The organism is Paenibacillus sp. FSL K6-1096 (assembly GCF_037977055.1).
Classification (GTDB): domain Bacteria; phylum Bacillota; class Bacilli; order Paenibacillales; family Paenibacillaceae; genus Paenibacillus_AQ.
The window spans coordinates 6,714,263-6,726,866 of the sequence record NZ_CP150274.1 but is presented as its reverse complement, the minus strand read 5'-3'; the positions used below and the strand labels follow the sequence as shown (position 1 = coordinate 6,726,866).

Genomic DNA, 12,604 nt, shown 5'->3' with positions numbered 1-12,604 from the left:
CCTTCCTCCTTCAAGCGGCAAAGGGCGTCCATATTGGATACGCCCCGTAATAATGTCTGTATGTTATTGAATGATATTGTTCGCAGGATCAGCCACTTCAGCCTTCATGGCATCCGTTACTTCAATCCCCTGTGCTGCTGCCGCTTTCAGGTTCAGGATGAGGTCCAGCTTCTCCTGCATTGTTACCTTCATATCGCCAGGATTGGCACCGTTCTTCAGAACCTCTACAGCCATCTGGCCCACCTGATAGCCATGGTCATAGTATTTGAAGCCCACGGTGGCAAAAGCGCCCTTCTCTACCGTATCGCGGTCCGCCGAGAAGAATGGCAGCTTGTTGTCATTCGCCGTCTGGATGATCGTGTCCACACCGCTGACTACAGAGTTATCAAGCGTAATGTAGATCGCATCTGCCCGGCCAACCAGCGATTCCGCGGCCTGCTTCACCTCTGAGGTGTTGGTAATCGGCGCCTTCACCAGCTCGATGCCGTGCTTGTCCAGCTCTTGCTTGGCAATGTCGGCCATAACCACAGCATTAGGCTCCCCTTCATTGATGACAAGCCCCAGCTTCTTCACCTGCGGGAACTGAGCAGCGATGAATTGCATCAGCCGGGTGATCGATTCAGGGTTCGTATCCGAAGCGCCGGACACATTGCCGCCGGGATGCTCAAGGTCGGTAACAATCTTCGCATCGATCGGGTCCGTTACAGCGGCGAACAGAATTGGTGTGTCCTTCACATTCTGCACAACAGCCTGGGCTGAAGGTGTAGCGATCCCGAGCACCAGATCATTCTTGTCACCGGCAATCTTCTGCGCGATCGACAGGTTGTTGGCTTGATCCGCCTGTGCATTCTCCAGATCCACCTTCAGATTCTCACCCTCAACAATTCCAGCATCCTTCAGCGCGGCCATGAAGCCTTCACGCGTGGCATCCAGCGATGGATGCTCCACATACTGCGAAATAGCGATGGTATAGGATTTGTTCTCCTGTGCAGCGCCAGTGTCTGCCGTTGCCTCTGCGGTGCTGGCCGGAGCGTTTCCGTTGCCTGCTGCATTATCCGCCGCATTATTGTTCCCGCAGCCCGCTGCCACGAGCATCAGAGCCATGCTCAGGCCCAGCCATATCTTGTTTCTCTTCATCAGATAACCCCTCTTCTTGTATGGGTCAGCGCGACAATCAAGGTTAGCGGTTCAGCATTATCGCTTTCATCTATAAAAGCATTAAAGCAAATATCCGTCTCCCTGCCGTCCTCCGCTCCCCGGATCTATTAAACATATATTATATGTAGCCAGATTTCCCGTCAATCATTTATGTCCGCTCCATATTTTACAATTCACGCACAAAGGAGGCTTAATCCCTTCTCCAGACTGTACTTTTCCTTGACATTGATTACTAAAGCCTGCTGCACATAAAAAATGCGGCCTTGCACACACTTTATATAAAGTTTGGAAATGGAGCGTGTGCCTAATGCCAATAATCAAGCCGCAATTCAGCAAAATCATCATGACTGCCGCCATCCTGATCACCGCCGCAGGCGGTACGGCAGCCTGCAGCAACTATTCCAGTAAAGATACTACTCCCAAAGTCAACTCCATTACGCCCACGGGCAGCTTTGCCGGCAGCTACTATGAGAAGAATTCGTATACCGACAAGGAAGGAAAATACTGGATTCCGCTCAAGCCCGCGGCAGCATCCATCGGTTACAGGATGAAGGATGACACCTCAAGCGGCGGATATACGAAGCTGGGCTACAGCGATGTCATGTATATGCTGCAGCCGGATTCCAGCCAGGTGTTCTCATTAGGCCAGCGGATTACCCTTCCGGATGTCCCTATCCGGCGCGAAGGCCAAATCTACATCACACCCACCGCCCTGTCCAAGCTGCTCCAGACAGAGGTGGGCTGGAATCCGTCCACGGGCGAGATCAATATCTCGCCTCCCAAGGACAGAGAGACCTCCGGGCCGAATGCCGGGTCAGGGGAAGCGGCCAAGCCGCTGCGGATTCAGAGCGTATCGAATGTGGACACAGGTGAATTAGTTGCCTACGCCAAAAAGTTCCTTGGTGTCCCTTATGACTTCGGTGCCGGACCTTACGAGGAGACCAAACGCTTCGACTGCTCCTCCTTCACCCGCCATGTCTTCCAGAAGTTCGGCATCGATCTGCCCCGGCTGGCCAAAGACCAGGATAACCGCGGCAGACGGGTATCGCGGAGCGAGCTGGAGCCAGGGGACCTGATCTTCTTCACCGTACCCGGACGCTTCGAGAGCGATGCCGTTCCCGGCCATGTCGGCATCTATATCGGCGGCGGTAAATTCATTCACACCTGGGGTGATCCCGGTGTGCAGATCAGCGACCTGGACAGCGGATATTGGAGCAATGTGATGCTGCATATGCAGCGTGTGCTGTAACTTTTAACGAAGAAAATGCAAGGAAGATCACCGGCAGCACCAGATGCCGGTATCTTTCTTGCATTTTTTATACTACTCCCAATTCTTGCCCCGCCCGCTTATCCGCAGCACCAGCTTCACCAGCTCAACAATGACCACGATCGCCAGTGCCGCCCCGCAGACGATGCCCCACTGCAAGCCGTTCAAATGCTCCACCCCGAACCATTCGTTCAGTCCCGGAATCAGAATAACCAGCACCAGCAGCAGCCCGGAGATGACCGAAGCCCCCAGCATGAAGCGGTTGCTGAACAACCCTATCTGGAACAGCGATTTCGTATTGGATCTGACGTTGAAGGCATGGGTAAGCTGCAGCAGCCCCAGGGTAGCGAACGCCATCGTGACCGCCACGCCCTCATCATAATGTGTATGCGCCCAGTTATAGACCAAGAGAGTCAGCGCCGCCTCCAGCAGCCCCTGATAGATAATCGATACGCCGACCCCGCCGGAGAAGATACTGCTGGTGGAGGCCCGCGGCTTCTTCGCCATCGCATCACGGTCCGCCTTCTCCAGCCCCAGGGCTAGCGCAGGCAGGGTATCCGTCACCAGGTTGATCCACAGAATATGAATGGGCTCCAGAATCCGCCAGCCGATCAAGGTAGCGATGAACAGCGTCACCACTTCCCCGAGATTAGCCGACAGCAGGAACTGGATCGCTTTGCGGATATTGCTGTATACCTTCCGGCCTTCCTCCACGGCAACAACAATCGTCGTAAAATTATCATCGGCCAGCACCATATCCGATACACCCTTCGCCACATCCGTCCCGGTAATGCCCATCCCTACTCCGATATCAGCGGATTTTAGCGCAGGCGCATCATTGACTCCGTCACCGGTCATGGCCACGATCTTGCCCTGCTGCCTCCAAGCCTTGACGATCCGCACCTTATGCTCCGGGGAGACCCGGGCATACACGGAATAATCAGCCACCCTTGCGGCAAAATCCCCCTCGCTGATCCCATCCAGCTCGCGGCCGGTCAGCACCGCCTTGTCATCCTCTATGATGCCAAGCCGCTTGGCAATGGCCGCTGCCGTGTCCCGGTGGTCCCCGGTAATCATCACCGGCCGGATACCCGCCCGTCTGCATACGGCCACAGCGTCCCGGACCTCCTCGCGCGGCGGGTCAATCATCCCGGTCAGCCCCACGAACACCAGCGCCTGCTCTGTCGCTTCGGGCGAAGGCGCTGACGGCAGCTCCGCCTCGTCACGGTAAGCGTAAGCCAGAACCCGCAGGGCTTCGTCCGCCAGCTGCTTGTTAGCAGCGGCAATCCGGCGGGTGTGCTCCTCCGTCAGCGGAACCGTCTCACCGTTCTCATAGATATGGCTGCATCTGGACACCAGCACGTCCGGCGCCCCCTTGGTCAGCACCCGGAATTGGCCGTCCTCCAGCTTATGGATCGTAGTCATCAGCTTGCGGTCGGAATCAAACGGCAGCTCGGCTACACGCGGATGGCGCTCCTCCAGCTCCCGTTTATCGATCCCTATGCTTAACGCATAATCGACCAGCGCCGTTTCCGTAGGATCACCGAGGATGACCTTGCCGCTGCGGGTGCCGCCAGCCTTTTGGCCCCTCTCGGCTGAATCTGCCGTATTTTCGCCGTTATCAATGCTGGAATCGTTGCACAAGGTCATCGCTTGCAGCAGCAGTCCGCCTCCGGGGGTATCCTTCAGCGCAGGACCCGCCTCCACCGCCTCAGTGCCTACGACCAGCTTCTCCACCGTCATTTTATTCAGCGTCAGGGTGCCTGTTTTGTCTGAGCAGATGATCTCGGTACTGCCCAGCGTCTCAACGGCAGGCAGCTTGCGGATAATCGCCTTGCGCCCCGCCATCCGCTGAACTCCAAGCGCCAGTATGATCGTCACGATCGCCGGAAGACCCTCAGGAATCGCAGCGACAGCCAGCGAGATTGAGGTCAGCAGCATATCCAGCAGCTCTCTGCCTTCAAGCCAGCCGACAACGAAGATGACGACACAGACCCCCAGGATAATGAAGGTGAAGTATTTGCCCAGCTCATCGAGCTTTTTTTGCAAAGGAGTAATTTCATTCTCTGCCTCGGAGATGAACCCGGCAATCCGCCCCACTTCCGTATTCATGCCGGTTGCTGTCACCACGCCTACACCCCGGCCGTAAGTGACGCTGCTGCTCATATAAGCCATATTCGTCCGGTCCCCGATAACAAGATCGGCTCCTTCAAGCACGCCGGTCTGCTTATCTGCAGGCAGGGACTCTCCTGTGAGTGCAGCCTCTTCGGTCTTGAGGGAAGCCGCCTCCAGCAGCCGCAGATCCGCAGGCACCACATTGCCGGCCTCCAGCAGGACGATATCGCCGGGCACAAGCTCCTCGCTTTTGATCTCGGTCACCTGGCCTTGCCGCCGCACTCTGGCGAGCGGGGAGGACATGCTTTTGAGCGCCTCCAGCGCCTGCTCCGCTTTGTTCTCCTGAATGACGCCAAGCACGGCGTTCAGCACAACAACCAGCAGAATGATCACCGTATCGGTCCATTCCCCGAGAATCCCCGACAGTACCGCAGCCGCCAGCAGAATGAAGATCATCACATTCTTGAACTGCTCCATAAATTTGGCCAGCAGCGACTTGCGCTTCGCTTCCTGCAGCATATTTCTGCCGTAACGCTCCAGCAGCCTGGCGGCCTGCTCCCCGGTTAACCCTTCCTTCCGGCTATCCAGCCGCTTCAGCACCTCTTCAGTACCCAGCGTGTGAAAATACGTGCCTTCCTGACTCTTCTCCATGGCAGAATCCGAACTCAAGCCATCAGCTCCTTAATGAACTATTCTGTGTACTCTATCCATATAAGGAGTTTTGCCCAAAAATAACAGGAGAATTCTAATGCCGGGCGAATCCCCTGAAGCGGCTGCCCTGGTAAGACAGCTCGCCCGTATCCCCTTCCACTATCAGCGCATGGGCCTTGGGCTTCACCTGCAGCTCCCTGCGGCTCCCGTCCCTGAATTCAAAGGTGACATAGTAACTCGTATGTGTGCCCGCCAGATACCCTCTTCCGCCCCAGACCTCTGTCCGTTTGGTCACCGCTGTAGCTAACCGCGACTCTACGGGACTGGTGTAATTGGTAATCCAGATTTTAATCTGCATCACAATCGTATAGGCAACGAAGCACGCAATCAGCACGAGAATCAGCTGCAGCACAAAAGTCGCATTCAAGCCTCCTCCGCTGTGAGCACTTGAAGCTGCCGGATATAGAAGAACGTGATTTAGTCCCATATGATGCATATGTACCGCTCCTTCGCTGAAAAGTTCACTAAACGTTCAATTTACTTAACCATACGCAGTGTAGCACCGCCGGTTTCGTTTTTTCGCTCTTTTTTCCTTGTAAAAATAGCGCAATCCATTTGGCCCGCTACAGATCCTATGTTATGCTTAAACTAGAAGATGCAATTTCCGCACAGCTCCCCAAATACCGGTTTCCTGCTGAAAGGAGGAAATCTTGTTGAACATCCGTTATAGAAGCGCGGCCCCCCGCAGGCATTCCAAGACGCTGCGTCTGCTCGCAGTTACAGGTGGAGGCCTCATCGCTGCCGTAGGGCTTGAACTGTTCCTGATGCCCCACAAGCTGCTGCCGGGCGGAATCACCGGCTTATCTGCCCTGATCGCCCATCTCACCGAGATGCGCCTGGGCCTGTTTCTGTTCCTGTTCAATCTGCCCTTTATTCTGATGTCGCGCAGACAGATCAGTCTCCGCTTCGCACTGTATACGATGCTGGGCCTGATTGGACTTACAGCCGGCTCGCTGGCCCTGCACCACTTCCCTGCTGCCGTCAGCGAACCGCTGCCTGCAGCCATTGCAGGCGGCCTGTGCCTTGGCCTCGGCCTTGGCATCTCGGTCCGCTTCGGCGGCCTGACGGCGGGAAGCGAGCAGCAGAGCGTCCGCCTGCTGAACGGCGGTCCGCCCAAGTCGGCGGAGATGCCCATCATGCTGTTCAATGTCGCCATCCTGCTGTACGGCGGCTCCTTATTCGGCTGGGATCAGGCTATGTACAGCATTATCGCCTACCTGCTGGCTTTTGAAGCGCTGAGGTTCTCGCTGCGGGACCTGTCGCTCACACAGGCGGTCTGGATTACCAGCAGCAAGCCGGAGGAGATCCGCCGCAAGCTCCAGCAGTCGCTGGACCGCGAGGTCAAGCTCGTAGAGTCCTCCGGCCCTGACGGCCAGCCCGGCACCGTCTTCTGTCTGGCGAGCAGACTGGAGGAAGAGCAGCTGGCCTCCATCGTGCACGGCTGCGATAAGGACAGCACCATCGTTATTAACGCCGCCCGCAATAACCGGATCCGGGCGCTCTTCCGCAATAAGCCGCCGGGGTGAGCCGGACGGCAGTTCATGCATAATACAAAAAAGCGTTCCCGTTATTCACGGAACGCTTTTTTGCTTGCAGCCAAGGAGCGGAACACGATATTTCAGCGGAACATCCCCCACAAGCGGATCAGATGAAACGTGTTGTTCGGATCAATCTTTTGGGCGATGACGAATTTCACAATCTGCTCCTCCTGCGCGGAGGTCAGCTTCTCATTCATGACAGCCGCTGCGTTACGCACCAGCCTGCGGACAACCGCTGTGTCCTGCAGCTCCTGCTTGGAGATGTCTTTAATCATATTCTTGACGCGTTCCTTCACCGCCGGATTCTTCATCTTCGTCTTGATGCGTTCCACCAGCGCCGGACTGATTCCATATTGCTGATAACCCAAGCACAGCACCTCCTGTCATATCCAATCATTCACAGTATATGAGCCCGGGTGCCGGCATGTGCCTGTTTCAGTCAATTAAATCCCCCTGGAAAATCTGCTCCTGCTGCAAATACGTGCGCAGCGGGGCATAATCCGGTGAAGTCCAGAACGAAGCATCCCGCAGCAGCTCTGCGGCATCATCGCGCGCCATCTCCAGCACCTGGAAATCAGCGGTCATATCCGCCAGCCGGAACTCCGGCAGCCCGCTCTGCTTCGTTCCGAAGAAATCCCCCGGCCCGCGCAGCTCCAGGTCCCGCCGGGAGACCTCGAAGCCGTCATCCGTGTCGGTCATCGCGCTCATCCGCTCCTGCCCGATCTCCGACTTCGGATCAGCCATCAGCACACAGTAGGAGGGATGCTCCCCTCTGCCGACCCGGCCGCGCAGCTGGTGCAGCTGGGACAGCCCGAAGCGGTCGGCATCCATAATGATCATCAGTGTGGCATTCGGAACATCGACGCCGACCTCGACCACCGTTGTAGAGACCAGGAGCTGCACCTCGTTGCGGTAGAAGTCCCGCATCACCTCATCCTTCTCGGACGTCGTCATTCTTCCGTGCAGCAGCCCCACCTTATACCCCGGAAAAGCCTGCGACATCTGCACATGCAGATCAATCGCATTCTGCACATCGAGCTTCTCTGACTCCTCGATCAGCGGGCAGATCAGGTAAGCCTGCCGTCCCTGGTCGATCTCCCGGCTGATCAGCTTCAGCACCCGTTCCATCATATCGGGCTTCACCCAATAGGTGGTGATCGGCACACGGCCCTTCGGCCGCTCCGACAGTGTAGACACATCCATGTCGCCAAAAACGGTAATCGCGAGTGTCCGGGGAATCGGGGTCGCCGTCATGGTCAGCACATCCGGGTTGTAGCCCTTGCGCCGCAGAATACTGCGCTGGTTCACCCCGAAGCGGTGCTGCTCATCGGTGACGACAAGCCCCAGAGAGCGGAAGAATACATCCTCCTGGATCAGGGCATGGGTTCCGACCACCACATCCAGCAGGCCAAGCTGAAGTGAGGCGAGCAGATCCTTGCGCTTGCGGCCGCTCACACTGCCGGTTAACAGACCGACCGTGATGCCGAACGGCTCAAACATCCGGGTAAGCGAACGCATATGCTGCTCCGCCAGAATCTCGGTCGGCACCATCAGCGCACCCTGAAAGCCCGATTTGACCGTGGCGTAGAGCGCGATTGCCGCAAGCACGGTTTTGCCGGAGCCGACATCCCCTTGCAGCAGCCGGTTCATACAGTGCCCGGAGCGCATATCCTGCAGAATCTCCAGTTCCACATGCTTCTGGGCATCGGTCAGCTCAAAGGGCAGGCTCCGTACAAACTGCCGCACCGTCGCATTGTCCACCGTATGGACCACACCGTCCATTCTGCCGCGGTTCAGCACACGAAAGGCCTGTACCTTCAGCTGGAACAGGAACAGCTCCTCATACACCATCCGGCGCCTGCCCTGCTGGCCTTCACGGGTATCCTCCGGCTGGTGAATGGTCGCTATAGCCTTTTTACGCGACATGAAATCGTATTTGCGCATAATACTGTGCGGCAGAATCTCAGGGATCATCTCCCCGTACTGCTGCAGCCCCTGGCCGATGATCTTGCGCATCCACGATTGCGTAATCTTGCCGCCCACTGAATAGACCGGCTGCAGCGTTCCCGTCTTGCCGCTTCCGCGGTCAGGGAACTCATAATTCGTCACCGTGATCTGGTTGCGCTTCTGGTCCCATTTGCCTGTCAGCACCACCTCGCGGCCCACCGTAAGCTGCTCACGCGCATAATGCTGGTTGAACCAGGTGGCGGTGAACATCCACGGCTCAGCCACCATCTTGCAGCTCATGCGCGATTTGCCGCCGTAGCGCTGGAGCACCGGTATGCCGATAACCTTAGCCACCACCGTGGCCTTATCGCCATGCTTCACCTCGCTGAGCGGCTTAGGCCGGAAATCCTCGTAACGGAACGGATAATACTCCAGCAGATCCTTCACTGTAAAGACGCCAAAGGCGTGAAGCTCGCTTTGCTTTTGAGCGCTCACGCCAGTTATTTGTTTCACTTCAATTGATTCCAAAGCCAGCACCATGCTCATCCCCTAACCTAGGCGGGCCAGATGAAGACGGCTAAGGTCCCGTTGCCCACGTGGCTGCCTACAACAGGGCCGACGTTGGTCAGAACCTTCTCTTTCAGAGTGAAATGCCCGGCTAATTCCCGCAGGAATTCTTCGCCGGAAGCCGGTTCAGCGGTATGGCCCACGGCTACATTAATGTTATTCACACCCGGCAGATCCGCTTTGAACAGCTCTATCATGCGGGCAACGGCCTTCTTGCGGCCCCGGACCTTCTCTACCGCATAGATGATTCCCTCTGCATCGATTGACAGAATCGGCTTGATATTAAGCAGCGTGCCGAGAATAGCGGACGCTTTGCCGATCCGGCCGCCCTTCTGCAGATATTCGAGCGTATCCACAAGAAAATACAGCTTGCGCGACTGGCGCAGCCGCTCCACCTGCTCCAGGATGGCGGCGGGCTCCTGGCCCTGCTGTGCCAGGCGGGCAGCCTCCACTACCATGAAGCCGAAGCCGTAAGAGGCCGACAGGCTGTCCACCACAGTGATGGCTTCCCCGTCCTCCTCAAGCATCGATTTGGCCAGAACGGCAGACTGATAGGTCCCGCTAAGTCCGGAAGAAATATGGAAGGACAAAATCGGGCTGCCCGGGTACTGCTCCTGGATACGGCGGTACACATTCATATATTCGACAGGTGACGGCTGCGAGGTGGTCGGCAGCTGCGGCGAGCGGGGAAGGCGCTCATAGAACTGTTCCGGAGTCATGTCCACCTGATCCCGGAACGCCTCTTCGCCGAACATCAGCGTCAGCGGAACGACTTCAATGCCGTACTGCTCCGCCAGGGCAGGCGGGATATCGGAGGTGCTGTCGGTAACGATTACGGTACGATTCATGATTATCCTCCCCATACTGTGATATAGCTGAACCACACTGCTTGCTCAAGACTCAGGAAGGCTTACGGCTCCACCGAGAAAAGATAATAATACAGCGGCTGCCCGCCTTCATGCATCTCAACCTCAACCTGCGGGTAAGCCTTTTCCAGCCATTCGGCCAGAGCAACGGTCACTTCCGCTTCGGTATCGGCACCGGTCAGCACCGTTACAATCTCATCACCGTTCACCAGCATGTTCGTCAGCAGCTGCTTGCTTGCATCCAGCAGGTCATCGGCAGCAGCAACAATCTTCGAGCTCTCAATGCCGATATATTGCCCGGACTTGATCTCCAGCGCCTCAATCACGGTATCCCGTACCGCTGTGGTCACCTGTCCGGATTTGACCTGCGCGATGGCCTCCAGCATATTGCTCGTATTGGCCTCAACGCTATCCTCTTCCTGGAAGGCAAACGCAGCCGAGATCCCCTGCGGGATGCTTTTGCTTGGAATCACTGTAATCTCACGCTCACCCTCCAGCAGCTCTTTCGCCTGCTGTGCAGCGAGGACAATGTTGGAGTTATTAGGCAGAATATAGATATGCTTGGCAGAGATTGAAGCGATCGCATTCACGAAATCCTCTGTGCTCGGGTTCATCGTCTGGCCGCCGGCCAGAACCGCATCAACACCAAGGCTGCGGAAGATGTTCGAAATTCCTTCTCCTGAGGAGACAGCGATGAAGCCGTACGGGGCAAGATCATCCGCAGGAGGTACCGCAGGTGCCTGCACACTCGATTTCTCTTCCGGAATATCGGCGAAAACATCCGGCATCGGCGCGATATCCATCCCTGCCGTCAGCAGATCACGGTGCTGCTCGCGCATGTTAAGGATATGAATCTGGGTAATCTCCCCGTGGACGAGCGCCAGGTTCAGCACCTCTCCCGGAGTCTTGGAATGCACATGCACCTTGATCGTCTCTTCATCCGAGATGACAATAATCGAATCGCCGTTCACTGACAACGCTTTCCGAAACGCATCCTCGTCAAAATCCGAATTCACGGATGCGCCAAGCCGGCGGTTAATGAAGAATTCCATATCATATAAAAATTCAATATCTTCAGTAGAGAGCTGGGATTGCGCAGAGGACTGTACGGAGGACGGCACATGCTCCGGCTTAGTCAGCACAGCTGATGGCGCCGCTGCTGCCGGCACTGAGGCTTGTCCCTGCACAGAAGGCTGAAGCGGTGCGACGGATGCCCCCCCGGTCAGATGCTGGTAGAAGCCTTCATAGATATAGACCAGACCCTGGCCCCCGGAATCCACGACTCCGACCTGCTTCAGCACAGGCAACAGCTCAGGCGTATGTGCTAAGGCTTCCTTCGCTTTGGCGAGAACCTCAGTCATCAGCTCGGTAATATCCGTGGTGCGCCGCGCATAATATACCGCATGTTTGGCCGCTTCCTTGGCTACTGTAAGAATCGTGCCTTCCACCGGCTTTACCACTGCCTTATAGGCGGTGTCTACCCCGGTCTGCAGCGCTGCCGCGAACTGCTGGGTATTCAGCTCTTCATATTGGGCCGCATAACGTCCGAAGCCTCTGAACAGCTGCGACAGAATAACGCCGGAGTTCCCGCGCGCCCCCATCAGCAGTCCCTTCGACAGCACGCCGGCACATTGACCGACAGAGGCTGTATGATTCTTCTTCAGTTCGTTCGCGCCTGCGGTCATCGTCAAATTCATGTTCGTTCCCGTATCTCCATCCGGCACCGGAAACACATTCAAGGAATTTACGTGCTCTGCATGCTGCTGCAGCTGTTCCGCACCGGTTAGTACCATTGCGGTAAAATCTGTCCCGTTTATAGAACGCTTACTCAATGAGAATTCCCCTTCCTAACTTCATGCCTAATCAATTCGAAGATTAACTGGACATAATGCACTAATTTATATTGTACTATAAGAGTCTTCAGAAATAAATGTTTTTGAATCGGTTGACGAAGCAAATTTTGCTGTGATATTATATTTAAGTATTGTTTTATGCAGGTGTACGTAACAAGGAGGTGTAATCTATGTCCCGCAAATGTACAGTAACAGGCAAGAAACCTGGCAGCGGTAACCACGTGTCTCACGCGAACAACCGCAACCGTCGCTCTTGGGGAGTCAACGTTCAGAAGGTTCGTATCCTCGTGAACGGCAAACCGAAACGCGTCTATGTCAGCACCCGTGCTCTGAAAGCCGGCAAGGTTGAACGCGTATAGTTTAATATCTGTAGCAAAAAGCACCCTTTACCTACGTAAGGTGCTTTTTTTCATATTTTCTTATCCGTTTGAACTTAACTCTTCTGAAAAGTGTTCAAAATCGCTTTAACAAAACCTCCCAAAAACTTCGGCAGCTTAAACGTGTAAAATTTCATGATTCACCCTCCCATCAATTCTTGCGTTGCAGTAGGAGACTATCCTGTCATGCTGTTGTATTCCAACG

11 protein-coding genes are annotated in these 12,604 nt (G+C 55.8%); 3 read left to right on the top strand and 8 right to left on the bottom strand.

Annotation, left to right across the window (positions count from 1 at the left end):
- Positions 1-63: 63 nt before the first annotated feature.
- Positions 64-1,137 (bottom strand): ABC transporter substrate-binding protein, encoded by a 1,074-nt coding sequence (locus MHI24_RS29475; protein ID WP_340023105.1) that lies wholly within the window; start codon positions 1,135-1,137, stop codon positions 64-66.
- A 328-nt stretch (positions 1,138-1,465) separates the two neighbouring features.
- On the opposite strand from MHI24_RS29475, the gene MHI24_RS29470 reads away from it, so the two are divergent.
- A complete protein-coding gene (locus tag MHI24_RS29470) occupies positions 1,466-2,407 on the top strand; it encodes an NlpC/P60 family protein (protein WP_340023104.1) in 942 nt (313 codons plus the stop codon).
- A gap of 72 nt (positions 2,408-2,479) precedes the next feature.
- Here MHI24_RS29470 and MHI24_RS29465 read toward each other — a convergent pair whose 3' ends face one another.
- Positions 2,480-5,191 (bottom strand): cation-translocating P-type ATPase, encoded by a 2,712-nt coding sequence (locus MHI24_RS29465; protein WP_340026835.1) that lies wholly within the window; start codon positions 5,189-5,191, stop codon positions 2,480-2,482.
- A 94-nt stretch (positions 5,192-5,285) separates the two neighbouring features.
- The gene (locus MHI24_RS29460; protein ID WP_340023103.1) at positions 5,286-5,618 is read right to left on the bottom strand and encodes a DUF2500 domain-containing protein; all 333 of its coding nucleotides are present in this window, start codon (positions 5,616-5,618) and stop codon (positions 5,286-5,288) included.
- Between the two features lie 286 nt (positions 5,619-5,904).
- Here MHI24_RS29460 and MHI24_RS29455 point away from each other — a divergent pair, with 286 nt between their 5' ends.
- Positions 5,905-6,777: a YitT family protein gene (locus tag MHI24_RS29455; RefSeq protein ID WP_340023102.1), complete on the top strand. Its 873-nt coding sequence runs from the start codon at positions 5,905-5,907 to the stop codon at positions 6,775-6,777.
- Positions 6,778-6,869: 92 nt separating this feature from the next.
- Here the strand turns inward: MHI24_RS29455 and MHI24_RS29450 are convergent, their stop codons facing one another.
- The 4 genes from MHI24_RS29450 to MHI24_RS29435 form a co-directional block, all read right to left on the bottom strand.
- A complete protein-coding gene (locus MHI24_RS29450; protein WP_340023101.1) occupies positions 6,870-7,157 on the bottom strand; it encodes a stage VI sporulation protein F in 288 nt (95 codons plus the stop codon).
- Between the two features lie 67 nt (positions 7,158-7,224).
- The gene (gene recG, locus MHI24_RS29445) at positions 7,225-9,276 is read right to left on the bottom strand and encodes an ATP-dependent DNA helicase RecG (protein WP_340023100.1); all 2,052 of its coding nucleotides are present in this window, start codon (positions 9,274-9,276) and stop codon (positions 7,225-7,227) included.
- Positions 9,277-9,290: 14 nt separating this feature from the next.
- A complete protein-coding gene (locus MHI24_RS29440) occupies positions 9,291-10,151 on the bottom strand; it encodes a DegV family protein (protein ID WP_340023099.1) in 861 nt (286 codons plus the stop codon).
- Positions 10,152-10,213: 62 nt separating this feature from the next.
- Positions 10,214-12,001, bottom strand: coding sequence for a DAK2 domain-containing protein (locus tag MHI24_RS29435; protein WP_340023098.1), 1,788 nt, complete (start codon positions 11,999-12,001; stop codon positions 10,214-10,216).
- 191 nt (positions 12,002-12,192) lie between these two features.
- Here MHI24_RS29435 and rpmB point away from each other — a divergent pair, with 191 nt between their 5' ends.
- Positions 12,193-12,381, top strand: coding sequence for a 50S ribosomal protein L28 (gene rpmB / locus MHI24_RS29430; protein WP_019911441.1), 189 nt, complete (start codon positions 12,193-12,195; stop codon positions 12,379-12,381).
- Positions 12,382-12,455: 74 nt separating this feature from the next.
- On the opposite strand, the gene spoVM is transcribed toward rpmB, so the two are convergent.
- A complete protein-coding gene (gene spoVM / locus MHI24_RS29425) occupies positions 12,456-12,536 on the bottom strand; it encodes a stage V sporulation protein SpoVM (protein ID WP_006675261.1) in 81 nt (26 codons plus the stop codon).
- Positions 12,537-12,604: the final 68 nt, after the last annotated feature.

What these genes read in the sequence shown, in the direction of transcription:
- MHI24_RS29465 (WP_340026835.1), bottom strand. Translation starts at nt 5,191, where the DNA reads ATGGAGAAGAGTCAGGAAGGCACGTATTTTCACACGCTGGGTACTGAA.
- MHI24_RS29470 (WP_340023104.1), top strand. Translation starts at nt 1,466, where the DNA reads ATGCCAATAATCAAGCCGCAATTCAGCAAAATCATCATGACTGCCGCC.
- MHI24_RS29440 (WP_340023099.1), bottom strand. Translation starts at nt 10,151, where the DNA reads ATGAATCGTACCGTAATCGTTACCGACAGCACCTCCGATATCCCGCCT.
- MHI24_RS29475 (WP_340023105.1), bottom strand. Translation starts at nt 1,137, where the DNA reads ATGAAGAGAAACAAGATATGGCTGGGCCTGAGCATGGCTCTGATGCTC.
- recG (WP_340023100.1), bottom strand. Translation starts at nt 9,276, where the DNA reads ATGGTGCTGGCTTTGGAATCAATTGAAGTGAAACAAATAACTGGCGTG.
- rpmB (WP_019911441.1), top strand. Translation starts at nt 12,193, where the DNA reads ATGTCCCGCAAATGTACAGTAACAGGCAAGAAACCTGGCAGCGGTAAC.
- spoVM (WP_006675261.1), bottom strand. Translation starts at nt 12,536, where the DNA reads ATGAAATTTTACACGTTTAAGCTGCCGAAGTTTTTGGGAGGTTTTGTT.